Below are 24,895 nucleotides of genomic sequence, written 5' to 3'. Positions count from 1 at the left end.
CTGAAAATCCATTGATTTATCGTTGTAAAGCTTTGCCTTCGAACAGTTTGTTTCCCACTTTGCGGCTAATCCTTCAGCCTCCGGCGCGCTGCCGCGGTGAGGCAGTCACAGTGGTGTTTGCCGCGGCTTTTTTGCGGGAAAAATATTTTATCTATTCAATTCGCAATTCATATGTATTCTGATTAGCGGTATTGATCGATTCTTTCTGTCGCCCGGTTCGGCGACCAGGAAGAGCAGGGCCGGCGTCGACGTGATTTCCACGGAGAACCCGCCGGATCCTGAAAGAAAGATGAATTGACAGGTCCGGAAGATTTAGCGGAACGGACATTTCGCATGGGTGGAAGGGAAATGTATTCTCGGGAAACCGGGCTGGCGCAGCCGGCCCTTGCGTCACCTTTTCTGGCACTCGTCCTGTTGGTTGCAGCCGGGGTCATGGCCGCCATCGGCGCGCCCGATGCGCTTGTCCTCGTCCTGGGCGCGGGCGTGGTCTGGGTTGGCTTCATGCGGCCCACCGTGCTGGTTGCCGCCTATGCCGCGATCGTCTTTTCCAACGCAGCCGACGTGGCCACCGACACGTGGCATCTGCCGCCGATCGGTGCGACGCTGGTGCCCCTGCTTCTGCTGCTCCTGCTGCTGCGCCTTGCGGTCGGGCACGAGCGGCCCGAGGGCGCGCTTGTCGTGCTGCCGCCGGTCGCGCTCTATCTCTTCGGGCGGGCCTGGTCGATGGGCGCGGCGCCGGACACGGAGCTTGCACGCGCGGCGGTGGTGGAGCTGTCGAAGGACCTGCTGATCCTGGTGATCTTCGCCGGGTTCCTGACCACGCTGCCCCGACTGCGCGCCACGGTGGCCGCGGCGGCTGCGGCGATCGGGCTGATCGCGGCGCTGTCGGTCGTCCAGTACGCGACCCACGGGTTCGAGCACAGCTTCGGCGGCTTCGCCAACGCGGTGACGCGGCAGATCGTGGTCGGCCAGTCGGACGGCTGGCGCCTGACCGGGCCGCTGCCGGATGCGAATTTCTACGGACAGCTCCTGGTTCTCGGGTTGCCGCTTGTCGCCGTCTTTTCGGTGATCGGGCGGGGCAGGGCGGTGCGGGCGCTGGCCGTGGCGGGGGTTCTGGCGGTCCTGGTCACCACCGTCTTCACCTATTCGCGCGGTGCGTTGGTCGGGATGGCCGGTGTCGGTGTCGGTGTCCTTGCCGTGCTGTGGCTCGGGGGGCGCCGTTCGGCGCTGTACCTCGGGACCGGCGCCGTGGCGCTGGGGGGCTTGGCCGCGGTCGTGCTGCCGGCGGCGTATCTCGAGCGGGTGTCGCAGATGTGGCAGGCAGGCTGGTCGCTGCTGACCGGCGGGCAATTCGTGCCCGACCCGGCGCTGGCCGAACGCCTGTCGGTGATCCGCGCCGCCCTTTACATGTTCACCGAGAACCCGCTGATGGGCGTCGGCATCGGCCAGTTCAAGAGCCTCTACCCCGAGATCGCGCGGCGACACGGGCTGGACCCGGGCGCCCCGGGCGAGGCGCACAACCTCTATCTCGAGACGCTGGCCGAAGGCGGACTGCTGGGCCTCGGCCTCTTCGCGCTGCTCGTGGGCACCGCGCTGGTGCTCGCCCTCCGGGCACGGCGCCGTCTGCTGGCCGAGGGGCAGCGCGACGCCGCCGCGCTGGTAGCCGCGATCGTGCTCAGCACCGCGGGCTTTCTCTTCACCTCGACCTTCCTGCACGGCGCCTACCAGAGGTTTCTCTGGCTCGACGTGGCGCTGCTGTTCTCGGCCTGGTCTGCCGTCCGCCTTGGCGCGGCGGCGGATTCTTCCTCCCTCGCTTCCAGGAGACCTTCCATGAACAACGATCGCGACTTTGTCTTTTCCGTTACCGGTCTGCTGGCGCGCAGCTGGCCCGTCATCCTGATCTTCGCGCTGGCCGGTGCCGGCATCGGGCTGTGGCAGGTGAACCGGACGCCGCGCAGTTTCGAGGCGCAGACCACGCTGATCTACCGCTTCGGGCGCGAATACTTCCCCGTTGCCCCTGGCGAGCAGCGGCGCGACTGGGGGGCGAACGTCATGATGACCCTCGACAACGCCCTCTTCACCGAGATGCGGCTGCTGACGGCGCATGACCTCTACGTCCAGACCGCGGCGACCGTCTGGCCCTCGGGCGACCTGGGGGCGGGCGATGCCCCGACCGCAGACAAGTCCGCAGACAAGGCCATGGAGACGGCCACGAATACGGCCGCGAACACGGCGGCGGGAATGCCCAAGCGGATGACCGCGGATCAGGTGTCGGACGCGTTCCGCGTGACCCGGGTGCAGGGCGCGACGATGGTGACCGTCTCGGCCCGCAGCGTCGATCCGGCGGTGGCGGACCTCCTGCTCAACACCCAGGTCGCAGCCTATCTCGACCGCCGCCGGAGCCTCTTCGAACAGGATTCGCAAGGCTTCTTCGATGGCCGCATCGCAGACCTTCGGACCAAGCTGGCGGCGCTTTCGCGTGAACGCGAAACGCTGCTCAGGACCGCCGCGCCCGGGACTGCGGCCGAGGTCCGGCTGCAGAAGATCTCGAACGGGACGACCGAGGACGCCGCGCCGCAGTCCAAGGGTGACGACGCGGGGGCGCTGGCCAGGACGCTGGCGCTGCAACCGGTCGAGACCCGGATCTCCGAGCTCAACAACAGCCTGTCTCTGCTGGTGAAGGAGCGCGATGCGCGGATGATCGAGTCAGCCTTCCGCAAGGAGGTTTCGCCCGTGGTCGAGGTCGCCGACGAGCGCCCGGCCGAGGGCAATCCGGTGGGGCCGTCTGCTGCGCTCAGGATCGCCACGTCGGCGGTGGCCAGCGCCGTGGTCGCGGCACTGCTGATCCTGCTGTTCACCATCTTCGCGCGGGCGCTGCCCTCGCATCAGCCGGCCCGCCGCGGCGAGGGGGCGTAACCATGGCGACAGGGACTTACGCCCGCAGCCCCGCGGGCAGCCCCGGCGAGGTGCGCCGGGCCGGGGCGATGCCACGTCCGGGCGCCACGCCCGAGACCGGCCCGGGGGCTGGCACAGGGGCGAACGCGGGGGCCAACACGGGGGCTGACACGCCGACTTCGTCACAGGCGCGCCCGGCCCCGCTTGCGAAGGCGGCTCCGGCCCGGCGCCTGAAGCTTGCCATGATCGTGACCGAGTTTCCGAAGACCACGGAAACCTTCATCATGCGCGACGTGATGGATCTCAGCGCGCTGGATTGCGACGTGAGGATCTTTCACCTCACCCATTTCAACCAGCGCGACACGGTGCACGATTTCGCCCGCCCGACCCTGGGTTGGGCGACGGATTACCCCTACCTGATGTCGACCGAGGTGCTGGCCTCGCTCTGGCGCGGTCTGCGCGGGCGCGACGGCAGGCTGCGCCGGATCGTGAAGGATATCCTGCGCGGCTGTCGCCACGATCCGTCGATGCTGCTCAAGTCGTTCTTCATCCTGCCGAAGTCCCTGCGCATCGCCGATGAGCTTCGGCGCTGGGGCGCGGATCACGTGCATGCCGCCTATGCCGGGCATCCGACCACGGCGGCCTGGATCGCGCATCGCATGACCGGCATCCCGTTCAGCCTGTCGAGCCATGCGCACGACCTGTTCGAGACCCAAGCGCTGCTGGCCGAGAAACTGCCGGAGGCGGCCTTCGTGCGCACGATCAGCGATTACAACAAGGCGTTCATCCTGCGCCACGTGCCGGCACTTGCCGCGCACCCGCCGGAGGTGATCCACGTCGGCACCTATCCCGGCGCCGCGCCGCTGCCGGCGCCGCGCGGGCGCGCGCCTTTCCGGCTGCTCTACGTCGGCTCGCTCGAAGAGCGCAAGGGCGTGGATCTGCTGCTACGGGCGATGTCGCGGCTGGCCCTGAAGGATTGGCAGCTCGACATCCTCGGCGACGGGCCCGAGCGCAAGCGGCTTGAGAAGCTGGCCACGACCCTGCCGATCCGGCGCCATGTCACCTTCCACGGTCGCCAGCGCAACGAGACGGTGCAGGAAGCGATGCGGGCAGCCTCGGTCCTGGTGGTGCCCAGCCGGATCGGGGCGCGCAACCAGACAGAAGGCCTGCCGACCGTGATCGTCGAGGCGTTCTCGCACGGGCTTCCGGTGGTGGCGACACGGCTGACCGGCATCCCCGAGATCGTCCGCGACGGCGAGACCGGCCTGCTGTTCGAGATGAACGATATCCCCGGGCTGATGCGCGCCATCTCGTCGATCCACGCCGACCCGCAGGGTGCCACGCGGATGGCGCAGGCCGGGCGCCGCCTCGTCGAGGCGGAATTCGACCAGTGCCGCAACGCCGAGCGCCTTCTGGGCCTGATCCGGCAATCGGTTCGCCCCGCCCCGGATGCGAGGAGCATCGAATGAACGTCGCCAATGTGGACAAGACCGCGCCGTGGCGGGGGCCGGGCGCGGCGGGGGAGGTGCCCCTTGCGGTGGCGCAGGATCCGGGTCGGTCGCTGCGTATCCTGATGGTCTGCACCCGCGATCCGCGGGGGCGGATGTCGGGCCGCAAGATGGTTCTGCGGACCGTCGTCGACAGCCTGACCGCGCTCGGCCACAAGGTCACGCTGTGCCATTTCGGAAGCTCTTCGGGGCCGGGCCCCGACCCGAACGACGGCGCGGTCTACCTGAGGCTGCCGTTGCCGACCGCGCTCGAACTGCTGGTGAACGGCGTGCTGGCGCTGGCGCTGGGGCGGCGCGCGATCAACGAGGCGCTCTACGACAGCAGCCGGGCGCACCGCATCGTGGCGGATCTGGTGGCCTGGAACGGCTATGATCTGGTGATCACCGACATGGTCCGCACCGCGGGCTACGGCGCGCGGTCGGGCCTTCCGTGGATCGCCGATCTCGATGATCTGCTGTCAGAGCGCTACGGCTATCTCGCCGGGGCGGGGAAGCGGACGGACAACCTGTTCGGCTACCATTCCGCGCCGCTGATCCGGCGACTGGTGCAGGTCGCCCGGCAGGTGCAGCCGCTGATCCTGCGCCGGGAATCGCGCATCCTTGCCCGGCGCGAGGCCGCGGTCGCGCGGTTGGCCGACCTTACCACGCTGGTGAGCGAGGCCGAGGCCGCCGCGCTTGCCGCCCGCAGCGGCCGGCCGGTGACCGACACGCCGATGGCGGTGGCCGGCCCCGCACGCGCCCCGGACGAAAGGCGCCGCGCGCGCGAGGCGGTGTTCCTCGGCGGGCTCGACTACGGGCCGAATCTCGTGGCGTTGCGTCAGTTCGACGGGCAGGTGATCCCGGCGCTCAGGGCCCGGGGGATCGGGGATTTCACGCTCGACGTGATCGGCACCGCTACCGCCCAGCAGGCCGCCGCCCTGTCCGGAGCGATCCGGGTGCGGGGCTATATCGACGACCTCGACACCGCCCTGCAGGGCTATGAGACGCTGGTGGTGCCGGCGGTGACCCCGGGCGGCGTCAAGACCAAGATCATCGTCGCGGCGCTGAACGGCACGCTGGTGCTGGCGCATGCCTCGGCGCTCGAGGGAATGGGGCTGACCCCCGGCACCAACGTGCTTGCCTGGGAGGGCGCCGAGGATCTGGCGCGGATCCTGGCCGCGCTGAGGGAGGGACGGATCGACCGCGCGCCGATCGCGCGCGCGGCACGGAACTGGGCGCTGGCCCGCTACGCGCCGGAGGTGCTGCGCGAGCGGTGGAGGCGGAACGTCGCCGCCTGCCTGGCCAGCGCCCAGACGAAACCGCGGCTCCGCAAGGGCCCGATGCTGACCCGCGCGCTTTCGAAGGAGAGTGCGTGATACGATACAGCCTGTGCCAGAGGGACCGATGATCCGGCTTGCTCTTCTTCTTGCCGTCTCCGTGACAATGCCGATGCTCGCGACGAATGTGCCCGCCCGAACGCTCTACGTCGCGCCGGGGGGCAAGTCCTGGGCGTCGGGATCCGCATCAGCGCCGGTCGGCAGCCTTGCCGACGCGGCCCGGATCGCGCGGCCCGGGGATACCGTGCTGGTCGCGCCCGGCACCTATCGCGGGCCGCAGCGGTTCCGCGCCAGCGGCAAGACCGGCGCGCCGATCACGATCCGGCCGGCAAGACCCGGCACCGTCACCTTCGACGGTACCGGGTCGCCCGCAAACAGCGATCTGGTCACACTGATCGGATCGCATCTTCGCTTCGTCGGCTTCGCGGTGGTGAACGCCTCGCGCAGCGGCATCAGCGCCTGGCACACCTGGGACGTGACGATCCTTGCCAACACCGTCACCGGAAGCCGCCGCGCCGGGATCTGGGTCGGCGCCGAGCGCGCGCGCCTGTCGGGGTACAACCGCATCGCCGGCAACCGGATCTATTCCAACTGCCGCGAGAACGCCGCCCGGGCCTGGGCCGGAGGCTGGGCGCGGGCGATCGCGGTCGACCTGTCGGACGGCACGCTGGTGGAACAGAACCTGGTCGAGAGGAACTATTGCGAAGGCATCGGCGCGCTGTCGACTCGCGGGGCCACAATCCGGCGCAACGTCGTCTCCGACAATTTCAGCGTCAACATCTACCTCGACAACGCGCCCGAGACGGAGGTGCGCGAGAACATCGTCTTCACCACCGGCGACGGCCATTTCTACCGTGCCGGCCGGCCGGCACACGGCATCCTGATCGCCAACGAATACACCCGCCTGATGCTGCCCTCGACAAGGATCGTGGTGCAGGGCAACACGCTGATCGGTGTCGACAGGCCGCACTACGCCTATTACGGCGCCGGCGGCGGGCTGAGCGACAGCTGGATCACACCCAACGAGATCGTTTCGCGGATGCCGGTCGACCAGCTGCTTGCACGGATCGCCCGGGTGATCCGGATCCGGCCGGCGAAATCCGATTATTGCGGCGCGGTCATCCGCTGCTGATGCCCTCCGGGGCCTGGCCGATGCGCCTTGGCGGCGTTTGCGTGGCCCCGCCGGATCGGGGCCCCGGTTTCTGCAGCGAAACCCGAGCGAGAATCTGGACCGGGATCACCCCCTTGATGTAGTCTTTTCGTAACACGGAACTACGTCATGTAGGGGCGGTTTGCACATTTTGGGGTCTTGTTCGTTCAAACTTGTCAAGTGCGCAAAAGAGCGCCCCCTGTCACGCAGGTATAGGTCGGCCCCGCTCCGCCGTCTGCGCGCAGCAGTTTCGGCGGAACCGCACCCACGGCATCGTGGGTGCGCCTCGCAGTCTTTACCCTGCCTTCACCCGACGACTAGGCAGGTCGGCAGTTCTTCCAAGGTTCGGGCGCGTTCGCCCTTAATGTCGTGGAGAAGCGCTGACACCGCTTCTCCCTATTCCGCAGGAGAAACTGAGAATGGCCAGATCCTGGCATCACTGGTACAACCACGCAGACCACTTCAACTTCGGTTCGAGCAGCTCGACCACCTCGACCGTGGACACGAGCACGACGACCGATACCACAACTGACACGAGTTCCGGCACGACGGCCGACACGACAACCGTCGACACGGGTTCCATCACCTCGATGCTGGGCGAAAGCTCCAGCAGCGCGGCGCTCACCACCGACAGCGCGACCACCTCGACCGTCGACACCAGCACGACGACGGCCGCGGACACGACCACCGCAGCCACCAGCACCACGACCAGCACCACGACCAGCACCACAAGCGGCCTGTCCGCCGCGGACCAGTCGCTGATCAACAGTGCCACCTTCATCGTTGCGACCGATGGCAACGACAACGGGGCGGGGACGGCTTCGGATCCGCTGGCGACGCTCAACGCGGCGATCAGCCAGGCGCATGCCGGCGACACGATCCTCGTTCGGGGCGGGACCTACCAGGGGCAGGTCAACATCTGGCAAGGCGGCACCGCCGACGCGCCGCTGACGATCAAGGCCTATCCGGGCGAACACCCGGTCATCGACGGCTCGGGCACCGGGAGCAACACCGACCTGGTGTCGATCACCGCCTCGAACGTGGTCTTCCAGGGCTTCGAAGTCGAGAATGCAAGCCGCACCGGCATCGGCGTCTGGGACGCCAGCAACGTGCAGATCCTCGACAACCTCGTGCACGATACCCAGCGCGGCGGCATCTACGCCGGCGCCGACCAGCCGGGCATCGCCTCGAACATCACGATCTCGGGCAACGTCGTGCATGACACCGTGCTGGAGAACGAGTCGCGCAGCGCGAGCTCGGGCTGGGCGCAGGCGATCGGCGTCGATCTCGTGTCCGATTCCAACGTCACCGGCAACTATTCCTTCGACAACTATGGCGAAGGGTTCGGTGCTCTGTCCTCGACCAACGTCGTCTTCGCCAACAACACGGCCTACGACGACTTCAGCGTCAACATGTACTTCGACAAGTCGCAGTACATCTCGGCCTACGGCAACACGCTGTTCGAGACCGGCGACAGCGAATATTACCGCAACGGTTCGCCGGCCGCGGGGATGACGATCGCCAACGAGTACACCTCGTACCAGATGGCCTCGCTCGGTGACGACATCCACGACAACACCTTCCTCGGCGTCAGCGGTCCGTACTACGACGACAGCTACGGCTGGGGCGGTGGTCTGAGCGATTCCACGCTGGGTGCCGAGACGATGCTGTCGGCGTCCGACGTCACTTCCGACATGCTGTGGACCGAGGATCTCTGGGCCGCCTGATCGCGGCAGGTTCCACGGAAACCAGACCGCGGCGCCCGGCGCCGCATCCCACGCGACGTGCCCTGCACGGCGGCGCGCCCGGCTTTGTCCGGGCGCGTCTTCATTCCGGGACGGGACGATGATGTGCGAGCGGCTCACCCGGGGCGCACCTCCAGGCGATTATCGACACGGACCAATCCCTTGAGCCCGCGCAAGGTCAGCGCGGCGGCATCTTTCTGGTAAGCACGCTCGACGACCCCTTCGAGCGTTGCAACGCCCCCGGTTACGCTGACCCGCACCGCATCCCGCGGCACCGCGGTGTTCCAGCGCAGCCGGCTGGCCGCGTGCCGGGCAATCACCGCGTCCATATCGTCGGTGGCCTCGTCCTGCGACACTCCGGGGTAGATGGCATTCATCCTCGCCTCCCGCTGATGCAAGCACTGCTTACGTTCACGCCCGCGCCACGCCTTCGCGTGCCTGCGGGTAACGGGCGCCGCCGCTATGAGTCTGGACGTCGACGGCGGCGGCGCCCTGTTCCCGGCTGGCGATCACAGGCTCTGGGGTTGAGCGGTCGTGCGAGCAGCCGGTCAACCGGGAACACCCCTATTTGGAGCGAATCACCCCCACGGTTCATTGACGGCGCGCAACGCGGGGCCATTGCGCGCCATCAATGCACGTAGCTGCACATGTCGCATTGTGTAAATGCGTAGCCTGGTGAGGTGGGCAATGGGAGACGCAAGAGTATGGATTCTTGTGATGAATTCCTCGAACGCTCAGATCCTGCGGCGCTATCCGCCGACGGGAGATCCGGGCGAGCGGCAGATCGCCCTGAGGGCGAGCCGCAGGCGCATGAGCGCGCTGCTCAGGGCGCCGGAACTGGCGCCGCCGGAAGAGACATTCGTCGGCTTCGGCGAGAATTTCGCGCAGCGGACCATCTGGCGCCGGGCGCTGGATGTGGATCACCTGGGTTTCCTGCACCAGGTGGCGGATTTTCTCGAGGCGCACCGCGTCGCGGGGGACTTCGACGGGCTGGCGGTGTTCGCCGGGCCGAAGACGCTGCCACGGTTCCTGGCATTGATGCCGGTACACCTTCGGCAGACCGTGATCGCCGAATTCGACCAGAACCTGATCGACCTTCCGCCCGACCTGATGCGCAGCGCGATCGCCGCGGCGCTGCGGGGGCGGATCGACGTCTTGCCGGGGCGCGACCTTTGATGAAAACCGTTGTGGATAACAAGTAAAAATCGTATATTTTCAGACGATTGTTTTTGAACTTTCCGTTTTTGCATCTTCCAGAGAACAGATTTCACCGGGCAGGGGGCTGCCCGACCAAGCCACGGGATCAGACCATGCGACATGTTCAAGTGACGACTGCCGCCACACAGGGCCGGCCTCTCGACAAGCTCACGCGACTGATGCACTCGCTGCCGGCGCCGCTGCAGGCGGAGCTTGAAAGCGTCTGGGAATGCCGGAACGTCGCGCAGGGAGAGGTGCTTCTGGCCGAGGGCGAGGACACCGGTCATGTCGGCTACGTGGTCGAGGGGCTTCTGGGCATGGTCAAGGAACTGCCCGACGGGCGGCGCCATATCGTCGGGCTGCTGGTCGCCGCCGACATGTATGGCCGGGCCTTCGACGGCCTGTCGGGCTACCGCATCGAGGCGCTGGCGGATTCGGTCGTCCGGGTCTGCGACCGCGAGGTGTTCGAGGACATCGTCGGCCGCTCGCCCGAGACCGAACACATGTTCCTCGTCGAGGTGCTGGACGAGCTGGACGCCGCACGGGAATGGGTGATGGTGCTGGGCGGGCCCAAGATCGTTCAGCGGCTGGCGGCCTTCCTGTTCATCCTGTGCCGGCGCAAGCGGCGCGAGGGCTGGAACCCGGCGGCCGAGGGCGGCCGCGTCAACCTGCGACTGGAGATCCGGCGCCAGGACCTTGCGCATTACCTCGGGGCCCGGCCGGAATCTCTCAGCCGGGCGTTCCACGAGCTGGAGCGCCGGGGCATCATCCGTATCAACGACCCCTATGACGTCGACGTGCTGACCCTCTCGGGCCTGGTCGAGGCCGCGGGGCAGGACATGGCGCTCGACGCCGATTTCTGAGCGGCGCGGGCGTCGCAACTGGAATTGCCGGGCGGATCCTGTGCCCGGCATCATCGGCGCGCCGGGGAGGGCGGGCCGATCGGGGGCGGGGCCAGAGGAGGGCTCCGCCCCTTCGTCGCTCGTCCTGCACTTTCGTCCCTCCCTGCACGCCGCTTTCCCGATGATCGCCGTCAATGCCCGCCCAAGGTGGGCGTGCCAGCCTGCGGGCACCGGCACGGAGATCTGCCTGACGTCGCGAGGGAGGACATCATGGGACGGACGCACTGGCAGGACTGGATCGTTCTGGGAACCGGCCTCATGCTGGCGCTCGTGCCTCTGCTGTGGGAGATCGAGGCCCCCGAGGGCCTGCCGCGCTGGACGCTGACGGCGGTCTTCGGCGCGGCCGGGTTGCTTGCTGCGCTGGCGGCGGCGCTCGCGCTTTACACCGATGCGGTCTGGGAGGAATGGATCGCCCTTGTCGCCGGGGCCTGGCTGGCAGCGGCGCCCTGGGTTCTGGGCTTTTCCGGCGACACCCTGCTGACATGGCTGTCGGCTGGGGCGGGCGCCGTGATCTTCGTCATGGCGGTCCTCTCGCTTACCGAAACCGGGCGATAGCGCCCGCCTCGGCAAGCCATGACCTTTCGCGGTTGCGGCTGCGGCGTGCGGCGGCGGAAGGTGTAGCCATGCCATCAGGGAAGCCCCGTTATGCGCTGGCGTACTGCCTGGCGGATTTTCTCATAACTAACTGATTTTAATCGACTTAATCGCGGCGTTCGGCTGCAATAGGAAATTCCTATCAAAAACGGCGAGTCAATCGATTTTACGCTGCGACGCGGCGTGCTTAGGTATGCTGCGACCGCAAAGAGAGGAATTTCCGATGGCGAAGATCAACACCAAAATCCTGCCGTTCAAGGCGCAGGCCTTCAAGCAGGGCAAGTTCATCGAGGTGACCGAATCCGACGTGGTCGGAAAATGGGCGGTCTTCTTTTTCTATCCGGCCGACTTCACCTTCGTCTGCCCGACCGAGCTGGGCGATGTCGCCGACCATTACGAAGAGCTCAAGGCGCTGGACGTCGAAGTCTACTCGGTCTCGACCGACACCCACTTCACCCACAAGGCCTGGCACGACTCGTCGGAAACCATCGGCAAGATCGAATACACCATGATCGGCGACCCGACCGGCACACTGACCCGCAACTTCGACGTGATGCGCGAAGCCGAGGGCCTGGCCGACCGCGCGACCTTCATCGTCGATCCCGACGGTGTGGTGCAGGCGATGGAGATCACCTGCGAAGGCATCGGCCGCGACGCATCTGACCTGCTGCGCAAGATCAAGGCCGCGCGCTACATCCGTGCGCATCCGGGCGAGGTCTGCCCGGCGAAGTGGAAGGAAGGCGAAGAGACGCTGGCGCCTTCGCTCGATCTCGTCGGCAAGATCTGATCGCCGCCTGACGACCCCGGCGCCGTTCGCGGCGCCGGGACCCTTCCAAGACCCGCCCCTTCCCGAAGGAGACCGCCCGTGCTCGATTCCAACCTGAAGACCCAGCTGAAATCCTACCTGGAGCGTCTCGTGCGCCCGGTCGAGATCACCGCCTATGCCGACGACGGTGCCAAGTCGGCCGAGATGATGGGCCTTCTGGAGGATATCCGCACGCTCTCCGACAAGATCACGGTGGAGCGGGTCGAGGGCGGCGCGCGCGTGCCGTCCTTCGCACTGAACGCCCCGGGGCAGGATATCCACCTTGCCTTCGCGGGCCTGCCGATGGGGCATGAATTCACCTCTCTCGTGCTGGCGCTCCTGCAGGTCGGCGGCTATCCGGCCAAGACCGAGCAGGCGATCCAGGATCAGGTGCGCGCCCTTGGCGGCAGCTTCCGGTTCGAAAGCTATTTCTCGCAATCGTGCCAGAACTGCCCCGATGTGGTGCAGGCGCTGAACCTGATGGCGGTGCTGAACCCCCGGATCGAACATGTGGCGATCGACGGATCCACCTTTCAGGCCGAGGTCGAGGAACGGCAGGTGATGTCGGTGCCCTCGGTCTGGCTGAACGGCGAACCCTTCGCCTCGGGCCGCATGAGCCTCGAGGAGATCCTTGCCAAGATCGACACCGGTGCTGCGGACCGCGCGGCCGAGGCGATGACCGCGCAGGCCCCGTTCGAGGTGCTGGTGGTCGGCGGCGGGCCTGCGGGGGCTGCTTCGGCCGTCTATTCGGCGCGCAAGGGCATCCGCACCGGCGTGGTGTCGGAACGCTTCGGCGGGCAGGTGCTGGACACGATGGCGATCGAGAACCTGATCTCCGTTCCCCATACCGAGGGCCCGAAACTGGCCCGCGCGCTGGAAACCCATGTCCGCGAATACGATGTGGAGATCATGACTGCCGAGACGACCAAGCTGGAGCAGGTCGCGGGCGGTTTCCGCGTCACTTCGGCGGCCGGCGCCACGCTGACGGCGAAATCGGTGATCCTGTCGACCGGCGCGCGCTGGCGCAAGATGGGCGTTCCGGGCGAGGATCAGTACCTCAACAAGGGCGTGGCCTTCTGCCCCCATTGCGACGGCCCGCTGTTCAAGGGCAAGCGCATCGCGGTGATCGGCGGCGGCAACTCGGGCGTCGAGGCGGCGATCGACCTTGCGGGGCTGGTCGAGCATGTCACCCTGATCGAATTCGACACCAGGCTGCGCGCCGACGAGGTGCTGCAACGCAAGCTGCATTCGCTGCCGAACGTGGCCGTGCTGACCAACGCGCGCACGACCGAGGTGACGGGCGACGGCGCCAAGGTGCAGGGCCTGAACTACGAGGATCGCGCCTCGGGCGAGATTGTCCACCTGCCGCTGCAGGGGATCTTTGTCCAGATCGGGCTCGTGCCCAATACCGAATGGCTCAAGGGCGTGGTCGACCTCACCCCGCGGGGCGAGATCGTGGTGGATGCCCATGGCGCCACCTCGCTGCCCGGCGTCTTTGCCGCGGGCGATTGCACCACGACGCCGTTCAAGCAGATCGTCATCGCGATGGGCGAGGGGGCGAAGGCCTCGCTCGCGGCCTTCGACTACCTGATCCGCCTGCCGGCGGAGGATCAGGCCCAGACCGCAGAAGAAAAGGCCGCCTGACCCCGCGATGAACCTGCGCGACTTCGAGTATCTCGTCGCCCTGGCCGATCACCTGAACTTCCGCCGCGCGGCGGAGGTCTGCAACGTCAGCCAGCCGACGCTCTCGGGCCAGATCCGCAAGCTCGAGGACGAGCTGGGCGTCGCATTGTTCGAACGCGCGCCGCGCAACCTGATCGTCACCGCGGCGGGGGCCGAGGCGGTGGCGCGCGCACGCCGAATCCTCGACGAGGTGGGCCAGCTGCGGGCGGCCACGGCCCGGCTGGGCCCGCAGGGAAACCTCAGGCTTCACCTCGGCATCTTCCCGACCCTCGGCCCCTATCTTCTGCCGCATCTCGTGCCCGCCCTCATGCAGCGTTTCCCCGGGATGGAGCTGTTGCTCACCGAGGAAAAGAGCGCGGTCCTCCACCGCCACCTGGTCGAGGGGCGGCTGGATGCCGCCGTGCTGGCGATGCCGGTCGAGGATCGCCACCTCACGGGGATGGAGCTGTTTTCCGAACGTTTCCTGCTGGCCGTGCCCTCCTCCCACCCGCTGGCGGCCGAGCCGGCGATCGGCGCCGGCCAACTTCAGGGCCAGCGGCTGATGCTGCTCGAGGATGGCCATTGCCTGCGCGACCATGCGCTCGAGGTCTGCCGGCTCGGCGGCGCGGCCGAACAGGACGGCTTCCGCGGCACCAGCCTCGAGACGATCCGGCAGATGGTGCGCGCAGGCGTCGGCATCACCCTACTGCCGGCGCTGGCCTGCCGCGACGGCGGCGGCACCGGCGACCTCTCGCTCGTGCCGCTCCGCGACCCGCGCTTCCGCCGCCGGATCGGCCTCTTCTGGCGGCGCAGCCTGGCAGAGACGCGTTTCCTCGAGGAGGCCGCCGGCGTCATCGGCCAGGTCGCCTCGGACCTTCTTCGCGCCGGCTGACGCGGGCGCTCCAGCTCTCCGTTCATTGTTCCCCAAATACGCAAGCCCACGGGGCGCGCCCCGCGGCGCGGCCGGGGAAGGAGAACCTGCAAGAGGCATGCATCTTTCGAATGCCCGTCATGCGTCGAAACAAAATGACACGATTGAGGTTTCCGGCGAAGCAAGATTGCGTTAGCGCCCCCAGGTTCGATCGCGAACCCTTCGGGACCCCGTCGCGACCCCCTGAAAACAGAACTTCGGAAAGACAATGACTGACGCAACCTCCAGCACGGCGCCGTTCCAGACGGCCGCGGCGGCCGTGGAGTCCCCCGTGAATTCCCCGGCCCGCATTCTGCTGGCCAGCCTGATCGGCACGACGATCGAGTTCTTCGACTTCTACGTCTATGCCACCGCGGCGGTCCTGATCTTTCCGGCGCTGTTCTTCCCCAACGACGACGCGATGACGGCGCTGCTGGCCTCTTTCGCGACCTTCTCGATCGCCTTCTTCGCCCGGCCGCTGGGCGCGCTGGTCTTCGGCCATTTCGGCGACCGGATCGGGCGCAAGGCGACGCTGGTCGCCGCGCTGCTGACCATGGGGGTCTCGACCGTGATCATCGGCTTCCTGCCGACCTATGCCTCGATCGGGGTCTGGGCGCCGCTGCTGCTGGCGCTGTGCCGCTTCGGCCAGGGCTTCGGCCTCGGCGGCGAGTGGGGCGGGGCGGTGCTGATGGCGACCGAGAACGCGCCCAAGGGCAAGGAGAGCTGGTACGGCATGTTCCCGCAGCTGGGCGCGCCGCTGGGCCTCTTCCTGTCGTCGGGCCTTTTCCTGATCATCCTGAACTTCATGCCCAAGGCCACGCTGCTCAGCTGGGGCTGGCGCCTGCCGTTCCTGTTCTCGATCGTGCTGATCGCGATCGGCCTCTGGGTGCGCCTGTCGATCGCCGAGACCCCGGCCTTCCGCCGCGCCATCGAAAAGGCCGAGCGCGTCAAGGTCCCCGCGGCCGAGCTGTTCCGGACCCACAAGGTCAGCCTCTTCCTCGGCACCTTCGTGGCGCTGGCGACCTTCGTGCTGTTCTACATCGGCACCGCCTACCTGCTGGCCTACAACGTCAAGGTCATCCACGTCAGCCTGATCGACGCGCTGGAGATCCAGGTCTGGGGCGCGGTGGTCTTCGGCGCCTTCATCCCGCTCGCCGGGGTCTGGGGCGACCGGTTCGGCCGCCGCCGGGTGCTGATCTGGACCACGGTCGCGATCGGCGTCTTCTCCTTCGCGCTGCCGGCGCTGTTCACCGGCGGGTTCTGGGGCGTCTTCGGCTTCGCCACCATCGCGATGGCGCTGATGGGCTTCACCTACGGCCTGATCGGCGGCGCGCTGGCCGCGCCGTTCCCGACGCCGGTGCGCTACACCGGGGCGTCGCTCACCTTCAACTTCGCGGGCATCGTGGGGGCCTCGCTGGCGCCCTACATCGCCACCTACCTGCAACATAACTACGGGCTGAACTACGTCGGCTACTACATGCTGGCGGCGGCGGCGATCACGCTGGTCTGCATCCTCGCGACCAAGCGCAACCACGTCTGAGCCCGTCGCGGCCAGGCTGGCAGAGACCACAGGAACGGGGCGCGGCCGGCGGTGGCCGCGCCCCTTTGCCATGCGGCCCCCGTGCCGCCGGCGCCGCCCGTGCCGGATACATGCGCGGCGTCGCGATCAGAGTGGGACAGGGCCGCACAAGCCCTTGTCAGCCCATTGCGATCCACGGGATTTGCGAAACCGTCTCGCCAAGGATGCGGGGAGGATGAAAGCGAGGGCGCCCGGCGGCCGGTCTCACGCGGGCGGGAAGTCGGCGAAGGACGGATGACCCGTAAAGCGGGTTGTTGTCGATTTCTAGCCGGCCGTCGAAGATGAAGCGCTGAAGTCCATCAAAAGCTTTCAGCGTGTAGTTGATCGCCTGTTTCAGTGCGCCTGCGGCAAGATCCTTGTTCTGGGCCAGCTTGGCGTGGATATCGTTCAGAATGGGGAGAGACTTTTGCTGACGCTGGGCTGCACGCTCTTCTGGGGGTAGCCCGGAGATGGCAGCCTCTACTTTGTACATCTTCTTGATAAGCTTCACGATCCGGGCGGCCAGCGGGCTTTTCGTGGCGATTTTGGCCTCATGGAACTTGCGACGCGCATGGGCCCAGCAGCGAACGATTTCAACGCCGCCGTTCACGCCCTCGGCCTTGCGCAGCCCATAGTAGACGGCGTAGCCATCGGTATGCAGGAAGCGGATTTCTGCCTTCTCTAGCATTTCCTTGGCCACGGATCCCGCCCGCGAAGGCGCATAGTGATAGATCACCGCCGGGCGCGCATCAGGATCCCAGCGTCGCTCATCGCGACAAATAACCCAGATGTAGCCAGTATCGCACTTACCCTTGCCCGGGGCCAGAACACGAAGGGGCGTTTCGTCCATGTGCGGCGCATAGCCAGACCGCACATGCTTGGTGAATTCATCCACAACCGGCGCGAGGAAATTTGCGACATGGATCACGTTCGTGCTGATGGTCTGGACGCTCAGATTGACGCCGGCGTTTTTTAAGCGGCGCGCCAGACGGTAGGTCGGGATGTGTTCGAAGAATTTCTGGACCGCCGCCTCAGCGATCAGTTGAGGGTCGATGCTGCGGCCTTTCATGATGTAGTTTTTGGCCCTGGCTGCCACCGGCTTGTTTTCCTTGCAAAGCTCGCTGCGGTTGCATGCGCAGGTATGATAAATGTCCCGAATGGCCTCGACGTGCTCCGGCACCGTCACGAACCGGACGCTTTTCCAAGAGCTGATCGGCTTCATTTCACAGCCGCAGCTGCAGCAGGTCGTCTCCTCAGGGTAGTGGTGGATCTCGCGGACCGGGACGTCAGCAGCCATCTTGCGAGGACGCTTGCCCTTCTTGGCGAGGGGCTGCAGTTCTTCATCCTCTTCGTCATCCGGGAAGTCTGCGGCATCCAATTCGCCGCCCTGATCCTTCTCAGAGCTTTGTCCGAAATGTTCCTGGCGCAAGACCGCGAGTTGTTCTTTCACACGGCGCAAATCACCTTTGAGCGCCTTGATCCGCTTCTTGGCTTTTCGGGCCTCGATCTCACTCTCCCCGAACAGCGAGAGGATCGTGCCAATACGCGCGGCGACGGTCGTCTTCGCGGTTTCGGGGCATTCCGGCAGTTCATTCAGCGTTGAGAGAATGCCGTCGCAAACCATTGCGATCGGGTTGAGCTCAGCGGCAGCAGCCTGGCTTTCATCGGTGCTTCCGAACAGCGGCTTGGAATTCGGATGTGCGGAAGCTGTCGGTGGGAGCGAAGGCCCCCCCGGGCGATTGATGGTCATTCTGGTTTCCTCGTGTGGGTCGTTCCCCGCCCGCTTCCGGGCGGCGAAGGCTCAAACCGGAGCACGCCGAGTCATGGCGCGCAGACACGATCGGACATGCCTCACCGATCTCCGTCCGCGTGGAGGGCGATCGAAGCTGCGGGCGGGCCGCCGAGGGGTGTCACGTCGATGAGAAAAACCGGGGCACAAGCAGGTCCGTTGCGCATTCACGCAAGGACTGCTATCCGTTTGGCAGCAACGCTGTAGCGGGCCTCGGTCTGCTCAGGATGGCCCTACGAAGATGCGGGAACATCTTCGCAGGGCCTTTTGCTAACTGCCGGGCATGATCTGTCCTTCCTTCGACTTAGCGTTTGATCAAAGTTCTAGGCGGCGAGCGCTCTGTCCTCAACTCATTGAAATTCTTCCGAAAACCCCCAATATTCCAACTGTGTCGGCGACAGGTTGTGAAAAAGCGCACGGAAACTCCGCCCATGCTGGCGGAGGGGAAACGAGTTCAGCCGATGCGCAGGGCTTGGTCTTGACGGGAGATGGGCCGTCAGGCCCCAACACAGGAAAGCGATGTCAGCTGTTCACGGTTGGCCGTAGATGCGCAAGGGATGGACGCCGGAAGGCCGAGACTACAGGCTCGGTTCACGACAGCCCGGTCCGGAGAAGCCGGATGCGAAAGGTCAAAATGATGTGCCGCCGCTGGCGCCGAGCTGCTAAAATGACATATGGATGAGATTCTTCAAATCACTGAGAAATACGACGCCGAGTATGTGAAAGATGGGATCACCTCGATCGAGGAGATCAACCGCTTCGCAACTACATTCTATCGTGATGTTGCGGAGATCTACGATTGTTTGACCCGCATTAGAAACGTTAAGCGCAATCCGACAGGTTTTTCGCTGGATGATGCCCCTATTCTCGGCCTGCTTGTGCGCGTCTGGAAGCTCTTGAAGGAGATAATTAAGTACTACGAGCAAAACAATGCGGAAATTATTGGAATTCTTGAACGTCCCCTTATCGAGGCATCGGTGGTTGCCACACACCTTATGACCAGCGAAGGTGGTATAATCGAGGATTATAGAAGGTGTTCCTATAAAGATCATCTCCGAATCCTGCGCGACCTTGAGGCCGGTTCCGTGTTCTTCGAGTCAAAGGCCGGGAAGCGACTCCTGGAATCGATACGCGAGAAGATGGAAATTGAGAGTCTCACACCGCAAGATTTTGGAGAGCAAAAGAGAAATCGCTGGCGCGTACAGGGAAAGACATTTTACGACATATTTGCAGAAGTCGTGCACGCTGACCTATATGCCTGCACATATGGAATGATGTCTGGGTCGATTCATGGCTCTTGGAATGAAACGTTGGATTGGTATCTCATTCGTAACGACGACGGCAGCTACTCACCGAACCCGTTCGGCCATCCTGCCGATATTCGGTATGTATCGCCAACCATACGCTTCACCAACAAGCCTTTTCGGCTATGGCTCCAAAGAATAGATGCGTATGGCGACGACACCGAAAGATTGCTAGTGTGGATTGAGCGCCTGAATGCGGCCCTATTTATGAAATTTGACGAAATGTATGATGGGTAGGATTGGAGCTCAGGTAGGAAGAGAGCCAAAAATTCCGCGCCTCGCTTCGAATCAATGGAATAGACGTGCGCGGCGAGCAGCGATGGAATATGATATGCGCAGGAAAGCAAAACAGGTCAATAAAATAGACACGCCACTGGAAACGGCGCTGCGCGACCTTCGCGCTGCGCTCCTTGCCTTGAAGCCGGCCGGTGCGGACGGTTTCGAGGGGCTGCTAGCAGTTGTTCTTGGAAAGATTGCCCGGCAGGATTTTCGCCTTGCAAAGTCAGGTCTTCAAAATGGTATGGATGGCGCGACATTCTCGTCAGGCAGCTTCATCTCGTTCGAAGCCAAGCGGTACGATACGACGATTAACGACAACGAAGTTCTGACCAAGATCACGCGCCTCATCGGCAGCAGCACTCCCCCTGACCTCTGGGTCCTGGGCGCGACTAAGGGAGCCAGCACGCAGTTGCTGGAGCCCATGAAGTCCGCGGCTGAGAAGAATGGTATCGGCATTCTCGTGCTCGATTGGCCCTGTGCTTCGCCCGTACCACCCCTGGCCGCCGCCTGTGCCTTGGCGGCCGACGAAACAATTGCGTTCGTGCAACGGCATGTCGATGACGCGAAACTCCTGCAGAAGGCACAGGCCGCCCTTGGGACTATCAAAGCCGCGCAGCAATTCGGTGATGCAGGTGCGGCGATACAGGAAGCTCTTAACGAGCCGTCGTACGCTCTTGCGAATGCAAGACGGGCAAATCGAGCGTGGCTCGATTCCGTCTTTGCGGACCGAGGACGTGCAAAGGGGCTGTTCGGACAAGCGCTCGCACCAAGCGCTGCTGGTCCTTTGCAGGCGCGTCAACGCCCGGCACTGCTTCAACAGGTACAGGAGCGTCTTGGATCGGCACCGTCACATAAGATCGTCGCACTCGTAGGCGGAGAAGGGCATGGCAAATCGTGGCTGCTTGCTCAGAGCTGGCAGAGCCTCGACGACCGGCCCCTCATGGTCATCATTCCCGCCAGCGATCTGAAGCCGGTCGCCGCATACGGGAGCCTGACGCCGTATCTTGTCGCGAGGTTGATCCAGCAAACAGGTGAGAGTGAAACGGAAGTAATTCGCAAGCGCTGGGAGGCACGCTTCGCACACTGGAAGGAGGAGCCCAACACCTCATCACCCCGGTTTGTGCTCTGGGTCGACGGGCTCAATCAACAACCTGATTTCGCCTGGCCGCGATGGCTGGATGACGCTGCGGCCGTTGTCGAGATGTATGGCGGCGTCCTCGTCGTGACCTCTCGGGAAACCTACTTCGACGAGCAGATTCGCAGAGGGGTACACACGAACGTTGACGTAATCCGTGTTCCTGAATGGACGCCCGCTGAGCGAAATGAGATTCTGGCCTCAAATTGCATCGACACTGGAAGAGTAAAGCCGCTGGTACTGGCACGCCTGCAAAACCCCAGAATCCTCAGTATTGCATTTGATCTGCTCGATGCCTCAGGGATCGAGAACTTCACGGAGCTGAGTGTTGAGAGGCTTCTTTTCGAGCATATCCGCATGAGCGCCCGCGATGGCAATGGCGCCGAAACTCCGGATCAGTTTTCAAAGAGGCTGGCTCAGCACGCGCAAGAGATCATAGGCCGCGTGCGACAGCAGCAGCGGGAGGATCGCCTGATCTTCAACCTTGCGAACGGCGGGAGCGGCGGACACCAACTGAGCGAGGAGCTATTAGCTGTAACCGCGGAACATTTTTTCAAGTCTCTGCCGGAGGATGCCACACTTTATACGCTTTCTGAAGAAGGTCTCTCCTTGGCATTGGGACTATCTGTGATCAAAGCCTTACAGAGAGCGGAGCGGAACGATAGAAATGTAAGTGATGCGCTTGACGAGTTGATTGAGCCGATTGCGGCGCTCGACAAAACAGCGGAAGCCGTGTTCTCCGGTGCAATGGTCGCGAGCATCGATGACAAATGCGCTCCGGCGATAAAACGCGCATTGATTTGCGGGTTTTTGCATCTACAAAACATTGACACCTCCAACTACCCCGCCTTCGCCGCTGTGGTGCGTAATGCCACGGATGCTGCCATGTGTGCTCTGTTCGACCTCGTTACGACAAACAGGTATGCCCCAAACAAGGACTGGTTGTTGGCGGCACTCAGAGAATGCCGCGTCAATGCAGTGTGCTGGAAGATCATCGGAAACCACATTTCCAGTTGGCTAAGAGCATATTCGCTTGATCCGGAATACGGGGTCCTTAGCTCACTCTCTCGGGATGATCCAAAGAAGGCGGCCATTGAGCTCAAAAAGAAGAAAGAAGAGCTCGATCAACATGTCGCCTCCCTGTCCACGGCAGAGAAACTGTTCTTGAAGGAAAAGATGGTCCTCTGTGAGGGGTTTGATCCGCTTTCGCTCAGCGAGCATGCTTTCGAATTGCTGGCGGGCATGCCTCTCAACGGCTTCGCCGAAGAGCTTGTGGCGTATAGCTTTGCGTACGCCTTGAACACGAGCATTCACGCCCCCTATGATGAGTTTCTCGCGCTGGTTCGATTTAATCGCTCAGACTGGCCGGAGACGCGTGATGCCCTTCGTTCTGCGTCGGCATTTCTTACGCAGGACGAGACATCGAGGACGGGAAGATGGGCGCTGGTTGCTGTGCTGCGTGGCATCAGCACCGCCGAAGAAGCAGACCTCGAAGAGCGACTGGTTGTGGAGCTGATCAAGGACCGCCCCAAGTTCGAGGGTTGGCGGCTTGTCGAGAAGTACTGCGCCACCGATCCGTGCGATCCACTGTCGAAGCGTCCGGACAATCTCGATGAAACAGCGGAGCGTTACAGGTCCATTGACGCTGTGGAACTCCTCAAGAGCCGCTCGATGGGCGCAGAAGATCATTTCGTCAAGGATGCGCGCCCAGGTCTCGCCCGGTTCGATCCCGAGACAGCTATCGCTACGCAGCGCCGGATCGCCCAGTCGCTTGTGTCGAGGGACGACAGTGACCTGATGATCGGTGTCACATCGCTTGAACCTCATTGTGCTCTCCTTGACGCGGAGACGGTCACGAAGCTTCTGGAGATATCCAGATCACTCAGTTCCCCGCGTGAGTCAGACGACCGGGGCAGCAGAGAACGATGGATAGCGGCACAGTATGCGCTCCAGATTGCATTGCCGCATCTCGACGGAGATGAACAACTTGAGGCCCTAGCCGGACTTCCCCCTCACGGACCGCCGCTGCTCAAGCTCGCGGAGGTTCTCAGACCGGCGAGCCCCGAAAAGCTGGAGCGGGTACTGGGTCACGCAGCGCAATCCGGCGATCACTGCCGCGGGTTGATGGCATTAATGTTCGCCGCGCACTCGGGGACTTCGCTAACAAAGCACAGCCAAATACTGGTTGCTCAATTCGCAGTGAGCGAACACTCGTCGGTACGTGCGCTCGCCATGAGCATTATCGCGAGCGGAAAATACGAGGATCTCACCAAAAGCATAATCACCTCCGGCTGGGACGCGAATACGCTTCACCCGCGGGACGATCACTTCGAAATCTGGTATGGTTCGAGCGTGCTCATCAGCGGAGCCGAAATGGACCTGTTGAGCGTTGAAGCGGCGCTGGATCGGATTACACCGCGTCTTTATGGCAGGGCCGCTACCACGCTGGGAGAGAGTGTCCGACCGGCAATTGGATCGCGGCTGGGAAGCGCTGTTCAGAAAGCGCTCGACGTACCGATCCCCTTCACTCCACCAATTGTAGAGCAGCAGACAGAGAGCACGGGGTATCATCGGCCACCTCTTCTGTCGCTTGCCGAGCCGGAAGAGAAACAAGGCCCTACGGCATTCTTCAAGCAACTTTCGGAAACGCCGGAAGAGTTTCAGGAGCGCCAGCGACAAGGCTGGCAGTCCTTTGATCGGTTTGACGCTGCACTCACGGCAGATAAGGCCCGCCTGATTGTCGAAGATGTTGGGCTTGCCGCTGTTGAAGCGTACGTATCATGCCTCAGGGATCATGGTGCTGAGTTTGCCGCAGTACTTATGACGCTCGACCACATAAAGCTCACACGCATCTACAACTTCGCCCTGATGTTCGCGCAGTGCTTGTCCCTCTATGATCCCCCGCTTGCAAAAGCTCTGTTCGGCCACCTCTCGGGAAACAGGGCATATGTAAGCCTCGTGCACGGCCCCTCAGAAGTCTCATTGGAGGCAATATGTGTATGGGCGAGTTCTGACAGCGAAGACCTTGACCGACTGCGGTCGGAAAGGTTGTCTGCTGCCGAGACGGACCACCGTCTGGCACAAGAAGTGATGGCTGCGCTCTATGGCGGGAAAGAAGCCTTTCTCGAGCGGTACGTGCAAAATAGCCTCAAGAGCCCGGTGCCGACGGTTGTTGCTCGGGCGCTGATGGTTCTTGGATTCGGGCTCCAATCACCAAAGGCCGAAGAACTTTTGGCAGACTATAAGAACGCGAAGGGGTTTGTTGGGGCGGCAGCAAAAAGTGCGCAGTTCGCCTATGATCGCAACAGGTGGGCGCAACACTGGTTCGAAGGTTTGTGCAACACGGATTCTGCGGAGGAGTTCTGGAGATTCAGTGTTTTGCTGGAGAAGGTCGTTGATGCTCGATTTGCCATCTGGTCACCGGGCGTGGTTCGGTCGGGAGCGGCGATCTCAAGATTTGAGCCAAGCATTGGGGGCGCTATCGAGCGCAGGGTCAAGCTTTGGAAGTCAAAACGTGAAAGCACGCTCTGCGGCAGCAAAGCGCCTGGCGAGGTGTATCTCGTAACAGAGTGACGGCATTTCTTAGCATCGTTCGGAAATCGGGATATATTCTTCCGTTGTGATGGAATATCTAGAACGGGTGAAATCATGGAATTTCATGTGAATAATCCTTATGGCTCTGCCCGCTTCGCCACCGCGGCCGAGGTACGCCGCGCGTTTCGCCAGATTCGGCGGCACATGGCAAAGGATCGGGCTTGTTGCACATATCGGTGATGAGGATTCACTGCGCGAATCCAGTGCGTTAGATCGGCGGCATGCCGAAGCCCTCTCCCACGCGCTATCGCACGACGAACTGGTCCGACTATCGAGCCATTGATGCGCCATTGGTGACCTGCCCCCCTTGGGTCCCTCGTTCATAACGAGAGTCTGCGGGTTTGAGATTGGTAGTCTGGGCGGTCTTTCTGGGCAAGCGCGCCGGGCGCGGAGCCCTCAAATTGCTCAAGCGCCCGGCGCGCTTCGAGCGGCGTCTGGTTTCCCAGAGACGAGTGCGGTCTGACGGCGTTGTAGTCGTAGCGCCAGAGCGCCAGCTTGCGCCGGGCGTCGTCCAGGGTGTCGAAGATCTCCTCGTTGAGATGGCGTAATCGG

17 protein-coding genes are annotated in these 24,895 nt (G+C 63.9%); 14 read left to right on the top strand and 3 right to left on the bottom strand.

Annotation, left to right across the window (positions count from 1 at the left end; genetic code table 11):
- Window positions 1-432: 432 nt before the first annotated feature.
- The 5 genes from CVV76_RS19615 (at window position 433) to CVV76_RS19595 (ending at window position 8,596) form a co-directional block, all read left to right on the top strand.
- Window positions 433-2,916: an O-antigen ligase family protein gene (locus CVV76_RS19615; RefSeq protein WP_158243199.1), complete on the top strand. Its 2,484-nt coding sequence runs from the start codon at window positions 433-435 to the stop codon at window positions 2,914-2,916.
- Between the two features lie 2 nt (window positions 2,917-2,918).
- Complete coding sequence (locus CVV76_RS19610) at window positions 2,919-4,364, top strand: glycosyltransferase family 4 protein (RefSeq protein WP_102226391.1); 1,446 nt, start codon at window positions 2,919-2,921, stop codon at window positions 4,362-4,364.
- Window positions 4,361-5,758 carry a glycosyltransferase family protein gene (locus CVV76_RS19605; protein ID WP_102226390.1) on the top strand — a complete coding sequence of 466 codons (1,398 nt, stop codon included), beginning with the start codon at window positions 4,361-4,363 and terminating at the stop codon, window positions 5,756-5,758. Before CVV76_RS19610 ends, CVV76_RS19605 begins: the two co-directional genes overlap by 4 nt.
- Window positions 5,759-5,831: 73 nt before the next feature.
- Window positions 5,832-6,851 (top strand): NosD domain-containing protein, encoded by a 1,020-nt coding sequence (locus CVV76_RS19600; protein WP_158243198.1) that lies wholly within the window; start codon window positions 5,832-5,834, stop codon window positions 6,849-6,851.
- A 437-nt stretch (window positions 6,852-7,288) separates the two neighbouring features.
- Window positions 7,289-8,596 carry a right-handed parallel beta-helix repeat-containing protein gene (locus CVV76_RS19595; RefSeq protein WP_102226388.1) on the top strand — a complete coding sequence of 436 codons (1,308 nt, stop codon included), beginning with the start codon at window positions 7,289-7,291 and terminating at the stop codon, window positions 8,594-8,596.
- A 134-nt stretch (window positions 8,597-8,730) separates the two neighbouring features.
- Here the strand turns inward: CVV76_RS19595 and CVV76_RS19590 are convergent, their stop codons facing one another.
- Window positions 8,731-8,991, bottom strand: coding sequence for a BON domain-containing protein (locus CVV76_RS19590; RefSeq protein WP_102226387.1), 261 nt, complete (start codon window positions 8,989-8,991; stop codon window positions 8,731-8,733).
- A gap of 286 nt (window positions 8,992-9,277) precedes the next feature.
- Between CVV76_RS19590 and CVV76_RS19585 the strand changes: the two genes are divergently transcribed.
- From CVV76_RS19585 to CVV76_RS19555, 7 genes are all read left to right on the top strand, one after another.
- Window positions 9,278-9,790, top strand: a complete 513-nt coding sequence (locus CVV76_RS19585; protein ID WP_102226386.1) for a host attachment protein — start codon at window positions 9,278-9,280, stop codon at window positions 9,788-9,790.
- Window positions 9,791-9,924: 134 nt separating this feature from the next.
- On the top strand, window positions 9,925-10,674 hold the full coding sequence (locus tag CVV76_RS19580; RefSeq protein WP_102226385.1) for a Crp/Fnr family transcriptional regulator: 750 nt from the start codon (window positions 9,925-9,927) through the stop codon (window positions 10,672-10,674).
- Window positions 10,675-10,923: 249 nt separating this feature from the next.
- Window positions 10,924-11,268: an SPW repeat protein gene (locus tag CVV76_RS19575; RefSeq protein ID WP_102226384.1), complete on the top strand. Its 345-nt coding sequence runs from the start codon at window positions 10,924-10,926 to the stop codon at window positions 11,266-11,268.
- 262 nt (window positions 11,269-11,530) lie between these two features.
- Window positions 11,531-12,094, top strand: a complete 564-nt coding sequence (gene ahpC, locus CVV76_RS19570) for an alkyl hydroperoxide reductase subunit C (RefSeq protein ID WP_102226383.1) — start codon at window positions 11,531-11,533, stop codon at window positions 12,092-12,094.
- Between the two features lie 78 nt (window positions 12,095-12,172).
- Complete coding sequence (ahpF, locus tag CVV76_RS19565) at window positions 12,173-13,756, top strand: alkyl hydroperoxide reductase subunit F (protein WP_102226382.1); 1,584 nt, start codon at window positions 12,173-12,175, stop codon at window positions 13,754-13,756.
- A 7-nt stretch (window positions 13,757-13,763) separates the two neighbouring features.
- The gene (locus CVV76_RS19560) at window positions 13,764-14,666 is read left to right on the top strand and encodes a LysR substrate-binding domain-containing protein (RefSeq protein WP_102226381.1); all 903 of its coding nucleotides are present in this window, start codon (window positions 13,764-13,766) and stop codon (window positions 14,664-14,666) included.
- A 247-nt stretch (window positions 14,667-14,913) separates the two neighbouring features.
- A complete protein-coding gene (locus tag CVV76_RS19555; protein ID WP_102226380.1) occupies window positions 14,914-16,224 on the top strand; it encodes an MFS transporter in 1,311 nt (436 codons plus the stop codon).
- Window positions 16,225-16,381: 157 nt separating this feature from the next.
- Here CVV76_RS19555 and tnpC read toward each other — a convergent pair whose 3' ends face one another.
- The gene (gene tnpC / locus CVV76_RS19550) at window positions 16,382-17,992 is read right to left on the bottom strand and encodes an IS66 family transposase (RefSeq protein WP_102226379.1); all 1,611 of its coding nucleotides are present in this window, start codon (window positions 17,990-17,992) and stop codon (window positions 16,382-16,384) included.
- 713 nt (window positions 17,993-18,705) lie between these two features.
- On the opposite strand from tnpC, the gene CVV76_RS19545 reads away from it, so the two are divergent.
- Window positions 18,706-19,572 carry a DUF5677 domain-containing protein gene (locus tag CVV76_RS19545; protein ID WP_102226378.1) on the top strand — a complete coding sequence of 289 codons (867 nt, stop codon included), beginning with the start codon at window positions 18,706-18,708 and terminating at the stop codon, window positions 19,570-19,572.
- An 82-nt stretch (window positions 19,573-19,654) separates the two neighbouring features.
- Window positions 19,655-24,322 carry a hypothetical protein gene (locus CVV76_RS19540; RefSeq protein ID WP_146010333.1) on the top strand — a complete coding sequence of 1,556 codons (4,668 nt, stop codon included), beginning with the start codon at window positions 19,655-19,657 and terminating at the stop codon, window positions 24,320-24,322.
- Between the two features lie 341 nt (window positions 24,323-24,663).
- Here the strand turns inward: CVV76_RS19540 and CVV76_RS19535 are convergent.
- On the bottom strand, window positions 24,664-24,895 hold a 232-nt coding region (locus CVV76_RS19535), incomplete at its 5' end, for an integrase core domain-containing protein (protein WP_146010332.1).

The organism is Acidimangrovimonas sediminis (assembly GCF_002871005.1).
GTDB classification, from domain to species: Bacteria; Pseudomonadota; Alphaproteobacteria; order Rhodobacterales; family Rhodobacteraceae; genus Acidimangrovimonas; species Acidimangrovimonas sediminis.
This window is presented reverse-complemented; position numbering and strand designations above follow the sequence as displayed.